We start from the raw sequence: 19,860 nt of genomic DNA on the forward strand, positions 1-19,860 counted from the left end.
AGAAAGTCGTAGCTCGGGATTGGCCTGTTCAGAGTGCTTCTAAGAAAGCACTCTTTTTTATTGCCTGGCACTATTCCTCATGAGTGAAAGCCACTTGATCTCCTCTCCGTATGATATGCTATTAAAAGGTAATCGTGAATGCCGCTCACACGATTGAAGCGCATGCCTTTGAAGAGAAGTCAGTCAACTACTCAAGCCAGCAGCCCCTTATCACGATTGACAAACAAAAAAACTTCCATACAAACGTAAAAACATTATAGAGAACAGCTGAACAGGAGAAGAGGGATAGCGTTTATTCCTCATGAGAGTTTGGATATGGCATCTTACAGCAAAAAACAAATGGGCAATTATCAGCTTACACGCCTATTAGGAGAAGGGGCCTTTGCCGAGGTCTATCTGGGAGAACATATTTATCTTGGTACGCAGGCAGCGATCAAGGTTCTTAAGATGCAAGCGGCAGACGATCCAATGAACTGGTTTTATGTTGAGGCCCGTAATATTGCTCGTCTGGTTCATCCCAATATCGTGCGTGTGCTAGATTTTGGCGTTGAGGGAACGACACCATTTCTGGTACTGGATTACGCGCCTAATGGGACGCTACGCCAACGCCATCCAAATGGGACGCCTCTGCCATTGCCACTGGTGGTCGCATACATGAAACAGGTGGCTGAGGCATTGCAATATGCGCACGATGAGAAGTTGGTTCATCGGGACGTCAAGCCTGAAAATATTTTACTTGGCAGGCGCAATGAGATTCTCCTGAGTGATTTTGGGATCGCGCTGATCATGCAAACAGTTCAATCACAACGTGTTCAGGATGTAGCTGGTACCCTTCCTTATATGGCTCCTGAACAGATACAGGGACAGCCTCGTACGGCCAGTGATCAATATTCATTGGGCATTATCGCTTATGAGTGGCTGACGGGCTATCGACCCTTTAATGGCTCAATGACGGAAACTATCGCCCAGCATCTTGGTGTGACACCAACACCGCTACGTGAGAAGATACCATCCCTGCATCCAGCGGTTGAACAGGTCGTGCTTACAGCGTTAGAGAAAGATTATAAACGGCGCTTTGCCAGCGTGCGGGCCTTTGCGATCGCACTTGAACAGGCCAGCAAACTTGCAGGCACCACCACAGAAATGGTTGAACGAGCCACGGTTCCGGTTGAAACGCCAGCTCATTTACTGCCTCCAGTAACTCCAATGGCAAAAAATATAGCCACACCGGTGCGCAATGAAGTATCTATCATGAAGTCTCGGGCACCTGGTACCCTTGTCTCTAGCTACAATGGTCATCAACAAGGCATCCTTTCTTTATCCTGGTCGCCTGATGGTACACACATTGCTTCCACCAGTGGCGAAAAGTCTCTTCAGGTGTGGAATGCGCAGACCACACAAACAGAGAAGAGCATTCAAGATCCTTCTGAAAGTGCACGTCTGGTCGCCTGGTCAGCTGATGGTTTACGTATTGCCAGCGTTGGTAGCGATGAACAGGTACATGTCTGGGAGATAGCCACAAATAGCTTTCGCATGACTTATGCTGGCCACCAGGGGCATAAGATTAACGCGTTGGCCTGGTCGCCAATCCAGAATGTTGTGGCTACCGCTGGCAGCAACGGAACGGTACATGTGTGGGATGCGATTACGGGTAAATTGCTCACCGTCTACCAGGGACATCGTGCCAGTGTGAATACGCTGGCATGGACTCCCAATGGACCACCAGCGTTCCACGGACATGGCTATCATATTGTTTCTGGCGGGAATGATACAACGCTGCAAACATGGGAGGCGTTCACGGGCAGAACGATTGCCACCTATCCTGGTCCGCCAGCCCAGATTTTGAGTACAGCCTGGTCACCAGGCGTCTATGCCTCCTTCTCCAGTCCAGGCCTGAACTCGCAGATCTATAAAAGCTCACGTGTCGCCTGTGGAAGGATTGATGGCATGGTACAGATGTGGGACACGAGTACAAGTCAGGAAGTACTCAGCTATCGCTATGCCACAGCGATCTCGGTCGTTACCTGGTCACCTGATGGTAGGCGTTTCGCCTATGCCGGTGAGGATACAATGGTAGAGGTATGGGATACGACAACCAACCTCAAACTCCTGGCATTCTCCAATAGCGCGCCCGTTCGCGCCATGGCCTGGTCACCAGACGGTACATATATTGCTACTGGCGGAGACGATAGCCGGGTCCATTTATGGCTTGCTCCTTGAGTCATCAATACAGGGTGAAGCAGCGTCTATACATAACCTTTAATCAATGACTATCTAAATAACCTAAGCCCCCACACGTCTGTATCCTTGAAAGGATGAAATGCTGCATGGCTACCATTTATGATGTCGCACGCCTGGCAAAGGTCTCTAAAACCACGGTCTCTAAAGTCGTATCCAATACCCCCTATGTAAGCGAAGAAACGAAAAAGCGCGTACTCGAGGCCATGGAGCAGTTACAATATTCGCCAAATCTGGCGGCACGTGGACTCAAGGGGAAGCGTACCTATGTCATTGGCTTGATCGTCCCCTATCATGCTGAACATTTATTTCACGATCCTTTTATCCTGGACATTGTGCTGGGCGTGGAAAGTACTGCCAGCGACTATGATTATAGTGTGCTCCTCTTTATGCCTAAGCCGACAGATAAGCGCGGCGTCTATGATCGCTTCTTACGAACTGGCTACGTGGATGGTGTGGTGACACTGGAATCCCATGCAGGTGGTATCGATGATACAATTTTGGATGAACTGGGGATTCCACGCGTCTCAGCAGGATATCGTGAGGATCTTAAGCAGATCAATAGTGTTCATTCCAACGATCGTCTGGGCGGTTATCTGGCACTAGCACATCTGCTGGAGTTAGGACACCGCAACATTGGTATTATCAGTGGACCCGCGAATTTCGTGGTAGCGGTCGATGAGCGGCTACAGGGTGCGCGTGAGGCAATGGCTGAATGGGGGATTCAACTTGATCCAGCGCTGATTGGCTATGGTGACTTTAATGTCGGGAGTGGCTATCAGGTTGCGCAGCAGCTATTGGAGAGAGAGCAGCGACCAAGCGCACTTTTCTGTATGAATGATAGGATGGCGGCTGGCGCGATGTATTATGCCCACAATCATGATCTGCTTATTCCAGCCGATCTGTCATTGATCGGATTTGATGATATCGCGCTACCAACAATTGTCGAACCGCCACTAACAACGATCCATCAATCTCCCACCGAGATCGGCAAAACAGCTACTCAGCATCTCTTCGCGCTGATCAACGCTGAAATAGAGAGCTTTGCGACGATCACATTACCGGTTGAGTTAGTTGTGCGCCAAACCACAGCAGCACCATATGCGAGATCCATCCATATGGGTAGTTCACTTAAATAACTCCCTGGCAACTATTGACAATAAAAGATGAAGATGGTATACCTGGTATAGGGGATCGATCCCCTATACCAGGTATTTTCAAGTTGTGGGGGCCTCTAATGAAATGAGGTGTCGGGGGGATGATATTTTCGTTTGAGTGTCCGAGTAGGCGTAATCTTGTACCGATGTACGAAGGAGAAGATGACAATGTTTCGTCATTATGGAAAACGGATCCATCTGGGGGTGCGTATGATCGCACTTGCTGCGCTTGTCACTGCGGGACTATCCATGTTTCTGCATACGTCACAGAAGGCGCAAGCAGACTATAGTATCAGTGTTGATCCAGCACAGCAGTATCAGACCATTCAAGGCTGGGGAAGTAGCATGGCCTGGTGGGCCAATTGGGCAGGTAGCTTGAGTGATAGTCAACGGGTACCGCTGGCCGATAAGTTATTTGATCCAAATACAGGGATCGGACTAAATGTGTTGCGCTACAACTTTGGGGCCGACGGGCCTGGTAATGTCTGCCACAATGCGATTGCGAATGGGAAGGCCGGCGTCTACACCAATATTCCTACCTACGAACCGACCGCTGGCGCCTATGATTGGACGCAAGATGCAAATCAGCGTTGGGTGCTACAGGCGGCTCAGGACCGGGGCGCGAATGTCTTTGAAGGTTTTGTGAATTCTCCTCCTGCCTGGATGACAACGAATAGTTGTACTTCTGGCGCAAATGGAAATAGCGAGAACTTGAGTAGTAGCCATTATGATGATTATACCAGCTATATGGCGACGATCGCGCAGCATTTTCATGATACCTGGGGCTTACCCTTACAGACGCTGGCAGCGTTTAATGAACCCACACCAGGATACTGGAACTTTAATGGGGATCAAGAAGGCTCGAATATATCCACCGGAACGCAGAATACGATTGTAAATAAACTGGCAGCCAAACTTGATCAGACTGGCGTGTCGGCATATTCACAGATTTCCGCTCCGGATGATACAGCGGTAAATGCATCGAATAACGACTATGATTCCTACGATGCGAACGCAAAGGCAGCGATAATACAGTACAACACGCATACCTATGGTGGAAGCACCGGTGATCGCGATTATGCGTATAACACTATTGGACAGAACGGCAATAAGCGCCTGTGGATGTCCGAATGGGGTACCGGCGCGCAGAGCAGTCCAATCGCGGCAGGCCTGACCTTATCCCATGAAATTCTTACCGATGAGCAGCATCTGCATCCAGCGTCCTGGGTTATCTGGCAGGCTGCTGATAATTATGCCAATGCGAGCGGATCTGGCAATGGTGGCAGCGATAATGATCTGTGGGGCCTGGCCAGTACTGATAGCAGCGGCAACATTACCTATCCATCACGCTACTATGCACTGGGCAATTATAGCAAGTTTGTGCGACCCGGCTATAAGATGATCGGCAATAGTGATGGGAATACGTTTAGCGCGTATGATGCAGGCAGCCAGACACTGGTCCTGGTGACCACAAATGATGGAACAGGCAGCACCAATGTTACCTATAATCTGTCAAACTTTAGTAGTGTGGGTGGATCGGCAACGCCCTATCAGACGACAAGCAATCAGAATCTAGCTCAGATAGCCAATGTTGGTATCACGAATAATACCTTTACCAGTACATTGCCCGCTCAATCAATTACGACCTTTGTGATCCATGGTGTCAACTACACAGGCACCGGAGCGGTTACGCAGGTCGATGATGCCACCCAGGGGAGCGGACTCAACCAGTTTAACTATTCCGCAGGCTGGGGCCATTGTGGTGATGGCTGTGGGAATGACCAATCTGGACTCTATAATGGGAGTAACAGTTGGAACGGTACGGCTGGCGCTACGGCCAGTGTGCAGTTTAATGGCTCACGGATCCGACTTTTTGGTGTCAAGGATAACAATGAGGGGATCGCAACAGTCTCTATCGATAATGGACCAGCCAGAGAAGTTGATTTTTACGCGGCACGTCGCGCCGGGAATCAACTCATGTGGGAGAGTCCTGCGCTTTCGTCTGGCACCCATACATTGAATGTTACGGTGACGGGTCGTAAGAATCCTCAGAGTAGCAATGTCTGGCCAGCGCTCGATCGGGTCGAGATCGATGCCGCGACCACGACTGCAACCACGCTCCTGGCCAATCCAGGCTTTGAGTCCGGCAATCTCTCTCCCTGGATTGGTGAGGTACATGCTAATCTAGCCGGGATCGAAACAAATTATCCACATAGTGGCAGCCATGATGCCTATCTGCATCCAACCTCCTCTAGTGATGTTGGTATGGCCCAGACGATTACCGCCCCCACGTCACGTACCTATACGTTGACTGCCTATGCCGCCAATAATACCGGCAATGTACAACTTGGGGTGGATGTCAATGGAACGCAGGTAAAAAATATTGAAGTGGCTGGTAATGTTGGTTATCAACAATATACCACCTCATTCACAGCTAACGCCGGGCAGAGTATTAAAATATGGTATTATGCGCATGCCATCGCCGGCTGGGCCACCCTTGATGATGTCAGCTTAACATAGTACAGTAAAACTCACCTACTTGCTAAGCATGGCTATACACTGGCATAGGATCCATGTATAGCCATGCTTTTATTTACATGTCAACACTCATTCAATTCCTTTGCGTTTCTGAACATATCTTGCCTGCTTTCCTGTATATACAAATTTCCATTGCCCTCGCTGAAAATAGACAATGATCTATAAAATAACATTGTGTGCAGACATGCCATATTATAAAATAGTAGCAGCTTTTTATTTATACACTTGAATGTTCTGTCAGAAATGGCTACTATACACGGTGCCGTGTGGAAAGCAAAATATATTTATGTCATGGTTTCCATTCCGTAAGCAAAAATCTACACAACAGGGCAAGGTTACGGCGAAAGAAGAGAGCCAACCTATCGAGGTGATCTTGCAAGGACGCCGCTATCGACAAGACGTGCCTTATGTTTTGCCAAAGGATCTTGGAGAGATTAATCGCCTGGATTTTCAGCATCATTTGCTAAAGCAAGCGATTAAAACGAATCATATTGCTTCAATCTCACACATTACTGAACCGATGATTTTAGATGTAGGATGTGGTACAGGACGCTGGGTACTGGAGATGGGAAAGGAATTCCCACAGGCTCAGGTTAACGGGTTGGATGTTGAGATACCGCTGGTGGCTCAGGAGATGCAGGAAGCCAACTGTGCATTTGTGGTGGGAAATGTGCTGAAAGGGCTGCCATTTCCAGATAATACCTTTGATTATGTCCATCAACGCTTTCTGGCATCTGCGCTGCCTGCAAACGAGTGGCCGCGGGTACTCAAAGAACTTATGCGTGTAACCAAACCTGGTGGCTGGATCGAACTGGTTGAACTGCTCCACCGTGTCGAACCATTAGGGGTTGCGGGAAAACAAATGAGCTCATGGATCGAGCAATTTTGCGCACAGCGAGGTATTCAGCCAGCCATTGGCGAAAATCTTGCCGATTTACTGGCCGCGCTACCTGAGCTAAAAGAACAACAGGTGTATCACTATGATTTGCCCGTGGGAACATGGGGAGGACATGGTGGACAACTTCTGGCGAAAAGCCATCTGTCCGCATATGCAGGTGTCAAACCTATCTATGTGGAAAAACTACAGGTGAATCCTGCAAATTTTGACGCCGTTTATGTAGCGATGCTCGATGAATGGGAAAAAGCACACGCCTACAGCCGTTGCTATTTTGCTATCGCAAAAAAACAATAATCTCCTCTATAAGTCCCGTTGCGAGATACAACCAATGCCTTATGATCCCGTTACTGGCCAGGATATAATAAGAAGCCAGCTATATTTTTCACCATGGCTGGTTTCTTATTATATCGGCAAAGCTTATTGTTTGTTTGTGAGCTCTTCCCACTCTACTCTGTTGTACTCGTGCGTGGCTTCAGGATCTTGCGCGGAATCGTGGCCTGCATAGACCCATACGTAGCGCATGATTAAGCCCCCAATGAGAACAAACAGGGATGACACGATGTTTACAGTACGGGATGGGACATTCCTGCTTATTCTGAAACCGAGTCTGCCCAGAAGTGGCAAGAGTACGCCGCCGATGACTGTGCCACAGGTGAAAAGGGCTCCCCGTTTGCCTTTGATCAGTGGCTTGCCCAGCGGGCCAAGGGTTGAAGGCAGTGAAGAGAGCAGAGCCAGTTCGGTGACCATAGTAGCAATCTCTGCTCGATCCAGTCGATCAAGGGCGTCCTCTTCGGGTTTGCCCAATGAGAGGATGAGCGATATACTGGCCAGTGCAGTCGAGAGTCCGGATGAGAGGAATAACGGGCCTAGAATATAACGGGCACGGGCCCAGAGTGGAACAGCCGTAGCGGCCAGCAAGACACCTGTGTATGAAGCCAGCAAGATGCCAAAAAAACTGCCGATGGTCTCCAGGGTTTTAACTGGCAATGCTTTGAAGATCCGCGAGATAGGGCTTAACCAGTTCAAGAATCCATCTTCGGCCATCTGATGAACACTGGTCAATCCACAGCAGATCCCGAATGCGCTGAGCACCCAGGTGCCGATTGACATGGGTGAACGGAACTTGAGGACGCGTAACATATGGTGAAAGCGTTCCGGTCGGCCTAGATCCCAGATCAACAAGACTGGACTGACCAGCAGAGAGAAGAATGAGGTATAACGCCCGACACGAATAAGAGCCGGATTCTTTTTCCCCAGTCCAAGAAAGTGGGCCAATGTTGTGACCAGATAGGCACCACCAGCGATCCCTCCAAAGAAAAAGTACAAGACAATCTGCCACTTCCAGGGAGATTTCTTGATTAATGGCTGCGCATAATAGGTCTCTGGCCTGCCTGTCCAGGCTATTCCCCGGCCGGATTTGGGACCTCCCCGATTATACCAGACGACGGTATCCGAGCCTCCTAACCGCGCTGGCTGGCTCCGATTCCACTTATCCATGGCATCTCTCCTGCCTGTTATTCAGGCATAGAACTTGTATGGTGTGTAGTCTTGCAAACACAATTTTGCTCATTTCTTATACATGTTTCCATAAAGAGAAAAAGGTAGTTACAGTGAGTAATGCTCCCGCCGCAAAGCATGCCATAAATCCAGGCAGCACATTGTCCTGTGGCAGTCGGGGCTTCTCTGGTAAGTTGTAGACAGAGGGGCGCTCAGTTAACAGGAAAAAGGCGTTGAGGTCACCGACGCTGGTATCTTCGTCAACTCCATAGAGATAAGCAGTGTCTACTCCGCGATCGTGCAGGGTATCGACGCGTTTCCTGGCCCGCTCTTTCAATTCGTCAACATCGCCAAAGATAATTGAATCGGTTGGACAGGCCTTGGCGCAGGCTGGCTCAATCCCATCCTTCTGCCGATCATAGCAGAGGGTACATTTGGCGGCATTGCCGGTGGTCTCGTTGCGATCGATTACGCCAAATGGACAGGAAGGGACACAATATCCACAGCCATTACAGATGTCTGGCTGCACAAAAACGTCACCGAATTCATTGCGAATGATCGCTCCTGTTGGACAGGCTTCCATACAGCCAGCATGGGTACAATGTTTACAGACATCGCTCATCATCAGCCAGTTCACTGGTTTTCCGCTCCCATCGGGAAAATGCTTCTGCTCAACAAAGTCAACGTGTCGCCAGGTAGTAGCTGAAAGGGCAACCGTATTATCATAGCTATACCCACTCATTTTAAAACCATCAGATGGTAACTGATTCCATTGCTTACAGGCAACTTCACAGGCTTTGCAACCAATACAGAGGGTCGTATCTGTAAAAAAACCATTATTCCCCATGGGGTTCTCCCTTTTGATACTACTTTGAACGTGAATTACCCGAGACGCAGGTTACACCGCGCACTGAATTAAAACATCCATATCTATAACTCTACGGCAACTCACGTGCAACATAGCTACCATCTTCATCGCGATGATCACGACGACCAGCACGCATATTACAGGTAAAAGCTTTGGCATCATGCATAGAGACATTACGATCCGCTACCAGAAGCAACAAATCGTTCGCAATATCGCCCTTCACTACACCTGCATATCCCCAGTGGAAAGGTAAGCCAATCTGATGAACGGTGCGCCCGCTAATCTTTAAGGGAGGCATGCGTTCCGTAACCATGGCTTTCGCCTCAATCTCACCACGTTTGGTCCAAATGGTGATCCAATCACCCATCTTGACACTTTTTTCCGCCGCAAGCTCTGTACTGATCTCAGCAAAGAGTTCTGGCTGTAATTCAGACAGCCAGGGCAGCCAGCGTGACATAGCACCACTCACATGATGTTCAGTAACACGATACGTGGTAATGGCATACGGAAAATCAGGATTCTCATGCCCATGTTTAGGATTATCTGGCCGGTCCCAGTATTTGACGACTGGATTCGTTTCGGTTTGAGGATACAGTAGATTGTTCACGGGCGATTCTATAGGTTCATAATGTGTTGGCATTGGACCATCGGTCAGACCACTTGGAGCATAGAGTCGGCCCACCCCTTCAACGTTCATGGTAAAAGGAGAGGCACCAGAATGAGCATCGAGGCCATTTCCATCAGGATCGGCTTTGGTGGTCGGTGCTTTGGTAGTAGGAAAGTCAGGAATGTCGTATCCAACCCAGCGACCTGTGCTCCCATCCGCGTTTTTATGCTCGGGATCCCACCACAGATACTTTTTGCGCTCAGACCATGGCTTGCCCTCAGGATCAGCCGAAGCGCGATTATAGAGGATATGGCGATTAGCTGGCCAGGTAAAACACCAGTTCAGACTTACATAGTCATCTGGCTCACGGCGACGTGCAAGATTCTTACCTTCCTCCGGCATAATACCGCTAAAGATCCAACAACCCGACGCGGTACTACCATCCGCTTTCAGCTCGGTAAAGTCCTTCACTACATGTCCATCGGCCATGCGATAACCATTGATCTCTTTGACAATATCTTCAACCACCGGTTCCTGCTGAGGTCCCTGACGCCGATAGTTCCAGGTCACCGTTTGAATCGGCTTATCGCGCTCTTTTGTACTGTCCTTATACATCTCTTTCAAGCGCAGGCATAGTTCAGTCATAAACCAGTTCTCGGAGCGCGCATCATCTGGTGGCTCAATACACTGGTCACGATACTGGATCAAGCGCTGCGTGTTGGTAAAACTTCCTTCCTTCTCAACATGTGAGGCGGCTGGAAGGAAGAAGACTTCCGTCGGGATTTTCGTGGGATCAATACCTGGACGTTTCCAGTAGGTTGCGGATTCAATTTCAAAGAGATCACGAACAACCAGCCAATCTAATTTCTCCATGGCAGCCCGATGAAAACCAGCGTTGACGCCTCCGGCCGCTGGATTCTGGCCCATTAAGAAGAAGCCTTTCATCTTGCCGTCTTTCATGCTCACAAACATCGGCAGATCTGAATGGTCTGCAATGACTTTCGGGAGGAAGTTGAAAGCCCAATCATTTTCTTTGGTCGCCGCATCACCATACCAGGCTTTCATCAGGCTGACAAAGTATTCAAGATAATGCACCCACCAGCCAGCATCCTGAGCATTGTGCTCCACATAGGTCTGATAATCATATTCCTCACGTATCGCGTTCGGCATCGTCAGATAGCCAGGCAACAGGTTATAGAGGGTAGGAATATCGGTGGAACCCTGAATATTAGCATGACCACGCAGAGCCAAGATACCACCACCAGGGCGCCCAATATTTCCCAGTAGCAACTGAAGAATAGAGCCAGTACGGATCATCTGGACACCCACAATGTGCTGGGTCCAGCCAACAGCATAGGAGAGATTGGTTGTACGCTCACGGCCCGAGTTTTTGACTAAAGTATCGGCGATCTTGAAAAACAATTCCTGCGGAATACCGCAAATGTCGGAGACCATTTCTGGCGTGTAGCGCGCATAGTGGCGTTTCATGACCTGTAAGACGCAGCGTGGATCTTGCATCGTCTCATCACGCTGAATCTGGCTTGGATGCGCATGAGGTAATAGCCCCTGCCCTTCTTGCGCATCAGGCATCACATGTTGTTCATGGTGAACATCAGTATTGCCCTTGCGGGACGCACCCTGGGCGGTCGATGCTTCTTTCGCCTCTATTTGTGAGCTACCTTTTTCCGTGAACTTATATTGCCAGGTATCAGTGTCATACGCCTTATGCTCCGGCTTCCAACCAGAGAAAACGCCCTCTAGATCTTCGGTATCCTGATATTCATCACCGACGATGTAGGTTGCATTGGTATAGGCCTGTACGTACTCCTTGAAGTAGAGCTCATTTTGGAGAATATGGTTAATGATACCACCCAAAAAAGCAATATCGGTCCCTGCCCGAATAGGGGCATAAATATCGGCCATTTGGGAGGTACGTGAAAAGTGCGGATCAACATGAATGATGGTCGCACCCTTCTCTTTGGCAGCCATAACCCAGCGGAAACCGACGGGATGGGCTTCGGCAAAGTTACTGCCTTCAATCAAAATGCAGTCGCTATTCTGTAAATCCTGTTGGAAAGTATTGGCGGCACCCCGCCCAAAGCTTGCACCGAGACCCGGTACTGAAGAACTGTGTCATATACGGGCCTGGTTCTCAATACAGACCATACCAAGTGAATGAAAAAACTTGGTAATCAGATAATTCTCTTCATTATCAAGGGTCGCTCCACCCAAGGAACCAATAGCGGTCGTATTGTTGATTGGCTTCCCTTCCTCATTCTTCTCCTGGAAGGTTGCTTCACGCGTCTCATAGATCTTTTGTGCAATGCGTTCCATCACCCACGCTAATGATTTCTCTTCCCAGTCGGTCGCATAAGGAGCGCGATATTTCACTGTTGTCACGCGCCTCTCATTAATGTCTAATTGATAGCTGGCACTCCCCTTTGGACACAGGCAACCACCACTAATCGGGCTATCATAGTCACCCTCAATGTCGATGACTTTCCCATCCTTCACATACACTCGCTGCCCACAGCCAACCGCACAATATGGACAGACGCTTTTAAACATCTTTGCGTCATGGATTCGTGGCTGTAACTGTTTACTACGCTTACTCAGAGGATTAGGAACGGCCCCTACGTGTTCATGTAGCGTTTTATCGATATTTCCAGGAGTCAGTTGCTGAGTCCACTTACCAAAGAAGGTTGCAAATATCGTCATATTAATGTACCTTTCCTCAATAAACTGAACCGACAGAAGATTATTCCTTATATTGACTTCACGGAAAAAATGAAAAAAAGCCTCATTTTTCTGTTGAGTTACGGCAGGTCACGATACATCAAGAGTCTCGTCTGAGAATTTTTTTTCGACAAATAGTGCGAGGGAACTAGAGTTACCTTCTCTTTTTTTGACTCGTACCATAAATATCATGGGCATCTATTAGAGGATCATCAAAAGGAGGGACAAAACACTTACAAATAATCTTGTGGACATCCCAAATTTTTACTGAGGATTGAACAGGATGTCATGGAACTTCCTTAGTAAATTGGTGCTGATGTGAGCGTTTTTGTGACGCTCGGAGGATAGATCTGACGAATCTATGAGTGATTCGTGAATGTCAATTATGCTCTTGGATCATTAGAGTGGTTTGTAACTTACAACGTACCTCAACACTTTCTTTTTGACTGGATACCCAATAAGGGATGATGGTGATAAAGTCTCATATTACCATCATCCTTTTTCGTTTGTGTTGATGATTGGTTATTTTAGTTATTGCTATCGCGCTGATAGCAGGCACCCGCACTCGTTCCCTGACGGGAACTTGCATTGTTAAGAGAGTGCAGGAAATGTGCGATCGCACATTTCCTGCACTCTCTTAACAATATGGGCATGAGCTTAAGGGTGGCGGTGTGCATGGAACAATATGGGCATGAGCTTAAGGGTGGCGGTGTACATGGAACAATATGGGCATGGGCTTAAGGGTGGCGGTGTGCATGGACTCAGTTACAGCACTTACGTATGGTTGTGAGCCAGAGATTAAATGCAGCGCTTAAGGGTGGCGGTGTGCATGGACTCGAGTGTGGGGAGGCGATGGAAACTTATTCTGGGTTCCAGACGTTGGATGAGTGTGGATTTGTGTTTGTTTTTCCGAATGAGATAGAAAGGAAAGGTTAAAATGCCAGATCTACAACTCGTTGAGCTCTTGAAGCAAGGCAATGTTGAGCGTTGGAATTTGTGGAGATATGAGCATCCCGAGGCGAGTCCGGATCTCAATGAGACTGATCTCCATGGCCTTTCACTGGTTGGGGCCAATTTCAATCGGGCGAACTTGAGTGGCGCAGACCTCTCGGACTCTGATTTGAGCGATGCCAGTATGGAGTATGCGAGTCTGGTGGGCTGTAATCTTAAACAGGCGACGCTCTCGCATGCTCGTTTACATGGGGCTGATCTCAGTGGCTGCCAACTCCATGCTGCGCTAATGGATAGTGCGGATCTCAGTGCGACAAATCTGATGGATGCGGATCTTATCGATGCGGATCTCCATGGGGCGAATTTCAATAGCGCGAAGATTACAGGTGCCTTTCTTGCTGGGGCCAATTTACGAGATACGGTAATTAGTCCAGAACAGATGCATGAGACACGACCACCCGATGATATCCCCTGAGACCATCGAATGTTGCCCTATAGTTATAAACCAGACGTGACGGATGAGAGTATCTGTCACGTCTGGTTTATTGATAAATAACGCGATGTGCAATTTTTATCCCTCCCACCTTTTGCCTACGGCGCGCACTTGTTTTGCAGAGGAAAAAATTGCATATGGCGTTAAATAACTATTATGTGCCATCAATCCTTTGGAAGCACAATTATACTAATAGAAAGTGCTCTAAATCATAAAAGGAGGCTCTATGCTTAGAAGGTGTTTAGCTGTACTTGTGCTTAGTTTTATGTTCTTGCAACTCATGGCAATGTCCAATATATCGACAAGCCATGCGGCAAGCTTCCACTATGTTATAGCCAGCCATGCCAGCGGAGGGCCATATGGTCCAGATACCTGCATCTCTGGTTATGTCTGGCGCGAGGCATTTACCGACGATCATGTCTGTGTGACCCCCGATCAACGCACCCAGGCCGCCTTTGATAATAGTCAGGCACGCTATCGCGTCAATCCACATGGCGCCTATGGACCGTCTAGCTGCCGCAATGGCTATGTCTGGCGTGAAGCGGGTCCGAATGATCTTGTCTGTGTGACGCCCGCACAACGCACCCAGACCGCAGATGATAACAATCAGGCACTTTCCCGCTACGCTCCATAAAAGTTATTCCCCGGCAATGTCATTACAGGCTCTATGTCCTTGAGGAGGAAAGTGGGGTGCAAAAGCAGCAGCCCATGACGGAGCGCGAGGTGTCCTTGCAATCCTCCCCTACCACCATCCCCCCAAAGGACGGAGAGCCTCATTACAGGTAGATTGCTGACTGACATTGCCGGAGATTTTTTTGTAGCAGGTTATAACTTTTATCTCATAGAGAAATACTTGTTATAGGGTCTGGCCACTATCTACCGTGATGATTTGACCGGTCATAGCTTCTTGCTCCAGCATTGAACAGATCATCTTCGCGATATCTTCAGGGGTGGCGATACGCTGTAATAACACGTTTCCGCTTAAGCGTTGCATCTGTTCTTCTCGGCCTGCCCACCAGCGCGTGGCGACGGCTCCTGGTGCAACGGCAGATACACGGATTTCTGGGGCCAGCGCTTTGGCCAGGGAGAGGGTTAAGCCATGGACGGCCGCTTTCGATACGGCGTAGGGAAGTGAAGATCCGGCTCCCGAGAGGCCGGCGATACTGCCAACATTGACGATGGCTCCCTGCCTCTGTTTCTTCATCAAGGGAGCAACCGCTCTGGCACAGTAGAACATGCCTTTGACGTTGACCGCATAGAGTTCATCCCAGGCCTCTTCAGTAACTGCCTCCAGATCGTCCATAGGGATGTGGCGGGTGATGCTGGCATTATTGACCAGTGCATCGATACTACCAAACTGGCTCACAATGGTCTGCACCATCGCGTGTACCTCGGTATCTTGAGACACATTAGCCTGTACGGCCAGGGCATTGCCACCCTGCAGAGTAATCGCGTTTACCGTTTCCTGCGCCTCAGTCTCGGAACGTGAGTAGTTGACAGCGACAGCCGCACCACGCTGTGCCAATGCCAGGCATGTCGCCCGCCCAATACCGGTCCCACCACCAGTGACCAGCGCGACTTTATTGTTTAAATCCATCAACAATGAATCCTTTCTACATAGCATCAATGAATGGGAAGCTGTATAGTAAAAGTACTTCCTTGAGCAAGCGTACTTTCAACATGTAGCATACCACGATGGTCCTGGATAATGCTCTGGGCGATAGCCAGACCCAGCCCACTACCATGCTGCGTACGCGCCTGAGATGAACGATAGAAGCGCTCAAAGATATGAGGCATATCTTCGGGAGCAATTCCTGGACCGGTGTCACGGACACTGACAACGCTCCATGGGCCATCAATAACGAGGCTGAGGGTGACGGTTCCAGTTGTAGGCGTATATTTGAGCGCATTATCTACCAGGGCAACCAAAGCTTGCTTTAATTGGTCGATATTTCCCACGACCTGCACCGGAGTAATATCCTGTAGCAGTAGCCGGGGATGAAGTTTTTGGTCGGTATCTGGTCGATATTGCCGGAAGACATCGAGGAGCAGGCTATCCAGATCAATCAGGTACATGCGCTGTCGGTGGCTATCAGACTGGATCATGTGAGAATTGGCATCGGCGTGCGCTAAGGTTAACAGGTCGTTGACCAGGCGTCCCATACGCTCAGCTTCGTCTTTGGTGTCAGCTAGAGCTTCATGCGCTTCTTCGGCAGGGAGGTTCGCGGTCTGCGTTAAGAGGTCAAGGTTACAGCGAATCGAGGTAATGGGGGCCCGTAGCTCATGTGAGGCATCGGCAATAAAGCGTTGTTGATAGAGATAGAGACTCTCCAGTTGATCCAGCATGGTGTTAAATGTCATGGTCAACTGTGAGAGTTCGTCGCTCCCACTCTGAGGTGAATAGCGCACCCGCTGGCTAAAGTTTTGCTTCTGAATAATATCATGGGCGGTCCGCGTGAGCTGGCGCACACGGAACAGGATGCCACGAGTAATCAACCATCCTCCCATGGCCGCACAGGCAATAATCAGGCTACCTGCACCCCAGAGCAGCGTGCGCAAAGTTCTCAGCGAGAGCTCAATCGGCTGCTCTGAACGGGCAGTCTGGATGATATGGGTACTGCCAAAAACACTGTTTATGGTGCTATATACTCTGATTCGCTGACCCTGGTACGTGATGGTGCTATACATACTATTTTGGCTATACGAATTCTCAGGGGGATGCTGGAGGAAGGTCCGGGCCGCCTGCTCGTCCCATGGGATGGGATCGCCTTTTGAGCCTTGTAATGAAGGCTTCATGAAATCCTTTGGATTACTATCAGTGGTGGCCAACAGGTGCAGTCGCTGATCCAGGATCTCAATGGCGACGCCTTCTGTACCAACTCCAGCGATGCCTGGAAGGATAGCGGGTACGCTACCAGGCTGGGTGAGAAGCATTTTACCAAGCTGCACACTCTCAGCACGGCTACGTAAGCTCATATCCAGATCAGCATAGGCGCGCTGCGTAGCCTGCTGATCAATCAAAAGGCCAAAGAAGATCAGGGCGCTGAGCAGGAGCAAGAGATAGAAGCCTGTCAGCCGTATTTGTAATGGCATATACATAGTAAGTGTAACGCTCTTTCGTTTTATATAGGCTGGCGTAGCACATAACCGGTGCCTCGCATCGTCTGGATAATGCGGGACTCTCCTGCTTGCTCCAATTTTGCGCGCAAATGGGCAATATAGACTTCTAAGACATTGGGGCCCCCCTCGAAATCGCTCCCCCAGATGCGATCCAGTAAAAGTGTGCGCGTTAGCACGATACCGGGATTGCGCATGAAAAGCGCGAGCAGCTCATATTCGGTGGTACTGAGCTCAATGCTCCGATCACCACGCCGGGCCAGACGCGTGGCGGTATCCAGTCCCAGATCGGCAAAGCCAAGCATGCCTTTCTGAACATCCGGCGGCTGACGACGACGCAACAATGCTTTGATACGAGCCAACAATTCGGCTTGCGCAAATGGTTTCACCAGATAATCATCGGCCCCCACTTCTAAACCCTCCACCCGATCGGCGATGGCGTCCTTAGCGGTGAGCAACAGGATCGCCATATCCTGATTACGCTCCCTCAGCCCGACACATACCTCCAGGCCATCCATATCTGGCAGCATACGGTCCAGGATAACCAGATCAGCCGGGCGTTGCCTGCACTGGTTAAGAGCATCCTTGCCAGTGACCGCAGTGGTCACATGATAACCTGCGTATGTCAGTGTACGTCGCAGCGCGTTCAGAAGCCGGATATCGTCGTCAACCACCAGAATGGCTAACGGTATCTCTATTCCCATGCTAGTTAATAGCTTTCATCTCATCTACGGTGGCACGTGCCCAGCGCTCTATCTGATTGCAATACAGAGAAGCATCTTGCAAAGAAGGAACGATATCGACCATAGTGATTGACCAGTCAACCCTGGGTTGTGGTGCCGCTCCAGCTTCGCGCATAATTTGCCAGGAACGATTGGCTTGTTTCACACCGCCAGCGGCACGTTGGCGAATATACTGGACCGGGACACCATTCAAGTGATCCTGGATTTGTGTTGCGATCCAGTTGCGCGCTTCATCACTGTAGCGTCCATGCTGAATCATAAAGCAAGCCACTGTCAGCATGTGGACCTGCCCATAATAAGCCGGATTGGCCATTTCCAACCCCAGGCATTCATCAAAAATGCTCTGGCACGTTCTTCCCGCAGGCAGTACGGCGCCACACTCGGCACAGCGTTCAGGCATCTCATTACTCCCCTTCATGGTATGCATACACATTGTTATCTATCCAGTATAAACTAAACATATCCTCTGTAATACAGCCAATTACGCTATTCAGTATGGAAGCCTGGAGACGTTTAAGCATGGCTGTGCGTATTATAACGCCATTGGAGTTGCCCATTCTTGGGATTCAGAGCGTAGACGAGACCATTGTCAGTACCAACGTAGAGGTTTTGCGCGCTGGCAATTGGTAGATCATAGGCATTACCGGCAAGCTGATAGCTCCAACGTGGCTTGCCATCGCGGGCGGATAAAGCATCGACGGTCTGGGCACCGAGGCGGTAGATCACACCATCACGAATGCAGGCGCTATAGGGAGTTGCAGCAATTTTATTGGTTTGCTGCCAGAGGGGTTGCCCGCTCTCACTTTGTAAGGCCACCAATGTACTTGTGGTACTGGTAGGCGTTGAGGTTGTGGTCATACTATAGACAATCCCTTGCTCGACCTGGAACCAGTTGGCAAAGCCATCATTGCCTGACTTCCCCATTTGCTTCCACAGAACCTTGCCATCGTTAGCCCGTAACGCATAGAGAGATGTCTGTCCCTGCTTAAGTGGGAGCGCGCTCTGTGTCTGTCTGGCGCCCTTAAGCATATTTCCAGTGGATGCGAACAAGGGAAGGAAAGAGGTACTGGCAGTAGGTGTAGTAGAGTCTCCAAGATTTATTTTTGTTGCCTGGAGATAGACGATGCCATTGACGATCTGTGGGGTTAGCGCCATAGTAGCATCAATCGTCTGACTCCATTGTACCCTGCCATCACGCGCACTCAGAGCCGCAAATTTTCCTTTGTCACAACAAATGTAGACCGTTCCATTACTGCTTTTCAGGACATCTGTTCTGTCAGCAAGTTGATGTGTCCAGAGGACCACACCATTTCTGGCGTTGAGTGCCGAAAAGGATGAGACTTGATTCAAGTAGACAACATCTTTCTCAACCAGCAACGCCTGGTCCGCGCTATTGTCCACATGCCATACTTCTATACCATCCGTAGCCCTGAGCGCGACAACCTGAGCGAGGGTCGAGAGATACACCATCCCATTCTCAACGCCAGCCAGATTCATGTTCATGTCGCTGTGATACCGCCAGAGGAGCTTGCCATCATGAGCCCGTAAGGCTGATACATAGACAGAACCACCTTCCCCGGTGGATGACGTCACATAGATAATGCCATCAGCAACGGTGGGTTGCCAGGAGACGATGCCGGTTATGTCAGCCTGCCAGATCTTCTTACCATCTCTGGCATTAAAGGCGTATACCCCCTGCTCCTGGGTACCCGCATACACAACATCGGCCATTATGGAAAGGGATACGGTGTTATGCACGAGATCGAGCGCAGGAATCGCAGTAGGAGTCGAGATTGGGGTAGGATTCGAAGCCGAGACGGCTGGCTTCCTATCGGGCTGGCTGCATCCTACCAGTATAGCCATAAGTATGATACTCAACATACGTATAAGGAATCCTGGCCGCTTTTGTGTCCATACCTGTTTCGAAAATGCCTGCATGTTGGTCCTCCATCAATTCATACTATCTGTAGCTTCTCTATGCCAGACAGTATACGGAAGGGACCTGAAATGAAACTGA

Annotated in this window: 14 protein-coding genes; 6 read left to right on the forward strand and 8 right to left on the reverse strand. The window is 49.5% G+C overall.

Going from position 1 to position 19,860, the window contains the following annotated elements:
• Window positions 1–315 precede the first annotated feature (315 nt).
• The 4 genes from EL633_RS26935 to EL633_RS26950 all read left to right on the forward strand — a co-directional run bounded on the left by EL633_RS26935 (window position 316) and on the right by EL633_RS26950 (window position 7,125).
• Window positions 316–2,220 (forward strand): serine/threonine-protein kinase, encoded by a 1,905-nt coding sequence (locus EL633_RS26935; protein ID WP_126630364.1) that lies wholly within the window; start codon window positions 316–318, stop codon window positions 2,218–2,220.
• 107 nt (window positions 2,221–2,327) lie between these two features.
• Window positions 2,328–3,377 (forward strand): LacI family DNA-binding transcriptional regulator, encoded by a 1,050-nt coding sequence (locus EL633_RS26940; protein WP_161982477.1) that lies wholly within the window; start codon window positions 2,328–2,330, stop codon window positions 3,375–3,377.
• 186 nt (window positions 3,378–3,563) lie between these two features.
• Complete coding sequence (locus EL633_RS26945; RefSeq protein WP_161982478.1) at window positions 3,564–5,915, forward strand: glycoside hydrolase; 2,352 nt, start codon at window positions 3,564–3,566, stop codon at window positions 5,913–5,915.
• Between the two features lie 304 nt (window positions 5,916–6,219).
• The gene (locus EL633_RS26950; RefSeq protein ID WP_161982479.1) at window positions 6,220–7,125 is read left to right on the forward strand and encodes a class I SAM-dependent methyltransferase; all 906 of its coding nucleotides are present in this window, start codon (window positions 6,220–6,222) and stop codon (window positions 7,123–7,125) included.
• Window positions 7,126–7,248: 123 nt separating this feature from the next.
• On the opposite strand, the gene nrfD is transcribed toward EL633_RS26950, so the two are convergent.
• The 3 genes from nrfD to fdh all read right to left on the reverse strand — a co-directional run bounded on the left by nrfD (window position 7,249) and on the right by fdh (window position 12,371).
• Window positions 7,249–8,328 (reverse strand): NrfD/PsrC family molybdoenzyme membrane anchor subunit, encoded by a 1,080-nt coding sequence (gene nrfD / locus EL633_RS26955; protein ID WP_126630368.1) that lies wholly within the window; start codon window positions 8,326–8,328, stop codon window positions 7,249–7,251.
• 76 nt (window positions 8,329–8,404) lie between these two features.
• Window positions 8,405–9,175 carry a 4Fe-4S dicluster domain-containing protein gene (locus EL633_RS26960; protein WP_126630369.1) on the reverse strand — a complete coding sequence of 257 codons (771 nt, stop codon included), beginning with the start codon at window positions 9,173–9,175 and terminating at the stop codon, window positions 8,405–8,407.
• Between the two features lie 91 nt (window positions 9,176–9,266).
• Entirely contained in the window at window positions 9,267–12,371 is a 3,105-nt protein-coding gene (fdh, locus tag EL633_RS26965) for a formate dehydrogenase (protein WP_246039340.1), read from the reverse strand.
• 1,105 nt (window positions 12,372–13,476) lie between these two features.
• On the opposite strand from fdh, the gene EL633_RS26975 reads away from it, so the two are divergent.
• Both EL633_RS26975 and EL633_RS26980 read left to right on the forward strand, forming a co-directional pair.
• Window positions 13,477–13,965: a pentapeptide repeat-containing protein gene (locus EL633_RS26975; RefSeq protein WP_126630372.1), complete on the forward strand. Its 489-nt coding sequence runs from the start codon at window positions 13,477–13,479 to the stop codon at window positions 13,963–13,965.
• Window positions 13,966–14,209: 244 nt separating this feature from the next.
• Window positions 14,210–14,617, forward strand: a complete 408-nt coding sequence (locus EL633_RS26980) for a hypothetical protein (RefSeq protein WP_126630373.1) — start codon at window positions 14,210–14,212, stop codon at window positions 14,615–14,617.
• Window positions 14,618–14,839: 222 nt separating this feature from the next.
• Here the strand turns inward: EL633_RS26980 and EL633_RS26985 are convergent, their stop codons facing one another.
• The 5 genes from EL633_RS26985 to EL633_RS27005 all read right to left on the reverse strand — a co-directional run bounded on the left by EL633_RS26985 (window position 14,840) and on the right by EL633_RS27005 (window position 19,781).
• Complete coding sequence (locus EL633_RS26985; protein ID WP_126630374.1) at window positions 14,840–15,580, reverse strand: SDR family NAD(P)-dependent oxidoreductase; 741 nt, start codon at window positions 15,578–15,580, stop codon at window positions 14,840–14,842.
• 26 nt (window positions 15,581–15,606) lie between these two features.
• Window positions 15,607–17,082: a sensor histidine kinase gene (locus EL633_RS26990; RefSeq protein ID WP_126630375.1), complete on the reverse strand. Its 1,476-nt coding sequence runs from the start codon at window positions 17,080–17,082 to the stop codon at window positions 15,607–15,609.
• A gap of 23 nt (window positions 17,083–17,105) precedes the next feature.
• Window positions 17,106–17,804 carry a response regulator transcription factor gene (locus EL633_RS26995; protein WP_161982480.1) on the reverse strand — a complete coding sequence of 233 codons (699 nt, stop codon included), beginning with the start codon at window positions 17,802–17,804 and terminating at the stop codon, window positions 17,106–17,108.
• A gap of 1 nt (window position 17,805) precedes the next feature.
• Window positions 17,806–18,243, reverse strand: a complete 438-nt coding sequence (locus EL633_RS27000) for a DUF5946 family protein (protein WP_126630376.1) — start codon at window positions 18,241–18,243, stop codon at window positions 17,806–17,808.
• A 113-nt stretch (window positions 18,244–18,356) separates the two neighbouring features.
• The gene (locus EL633_RS27005; protein WP_126630377.1) at window positions 18,357–19,781 is read right to left on the reverse strand and encodes a PQQ-binding-like beta-propeller repeat protein; all 1,425 of its coding nucleotides are present in this window, start codon (window positions 19,779–19,781) and stop codon (window positions 18,357–18,359) included.
• Window positions 19,782–19,860: the final 79 nt, after the last annotated feature.

Source organism: Dictyobacter alpinus (assembly GCF_003967575.1).
GTDB classification, from domain to species: Bacteria; Chloroflexota; Ktedonobacteria; order Ktedonobacterales; family Ktedonobacteraceae; genus Dictyobacter; species Dictyobacter alpinus.

What these genes read in the sequence shown, in the direction of transcription:
- EL633_RS27000 (WP_126630376.1), bottom strand. Translation starts at nt 18,243, where the DNA reads ATGCCTGAACGCTGTGCCGAGTGTGGCGCCGTACTGCCTGCGGGAAGA.
- EL633_RS26985 (WP_126630374.1), bottom strand. Translation starts at nt 15,580, where the DNA reads ATGGATTTAAACAATAAAGTCGCGCTGGTCACTGGTGGTGGGACCGGT.
- EL633_RS26950 (WP_161982479.1), top strand. Translation starts at nt 6,220, where the DNA reads ATGTCATGGTTTCCATTCCGTAAGCAAAAATCTACACAACAGGGCAAG.
- EL633_RS26990 (WP_126630375.1), bottom strand. Translation starts at nt 17,082, where the DNA reads ATGTATATGCCATTACAAATACGGCTGACAGGCTTCTATCTCTTGCTC.
- EL633_RS26945 (WP_161982478.1), top strand. Translation starts at nt 3,564, where the DNA reads ATGTTTCGTCATTATGGAAAACGGATCCATCTGGGGGTGCGTATGATC.
- nrfD (WP_126630368.1), bottom strand. Translation starts at nt 8,328, where the DNA reads ATGGATAAGTGGAATCGGAGCCAGCCAGCGCGGTTAGGAGGCTCGGAT.
- EL633_RS26960 (WP_126630369.1), bottom strand. Translation starts at nt 9,175, where the DNA reads ATGGGGAATAATGGTTTTTTTACAGATACGACCCTCTGTATTGGTTGC.
- EL633_RS26995 (WP_161982480.1), bottom strand. Translation starts at nt 17,804, where the DNA reads ATGGGAATAGAGATACCGTTAGCCATTCTGGTGGTTGACGACGATATC.
- EL633_RS26975 (WP_126630372.1), top strand. Translation starts at nt 13,477, where the DNA reads ATGCCAGATCTACAACTCGTTGAGCTCTTGAAGCAAGGCAATGTTGAG.
- EL633_RS27005 (WP_126630377.1), bottom strand. Translation starts at nt 19,781, where the DNA reads ATGCAGGCATTTTCGAAACAGGTATGGACACAAAAGCGGCCAGGATTC.
- EL633_RS26940 (WP_161982477.1), top strand. Translation starts at nt 2,328, where the DNA reads ATGGCTACCATTTATGATGTCGCACGCCTGGCAAAGGTCTCTAAAACC.
- EL633_RS26935 (WP_126630364.1), top strand. Translation starts at nt 316, where the DNA reads ATGGCATCTTACAGCAAAAAACAAATGGGCAATTATCAGCTTACACGC.
- EL633_RS26980 (WP_126630373.1), top strand. Translation starts at nt 14,210, where the DNA reads ATGCTTAGAAGGTGTTTAGCTGTACTTGTGCTTAGTTTTATGTTCTTG.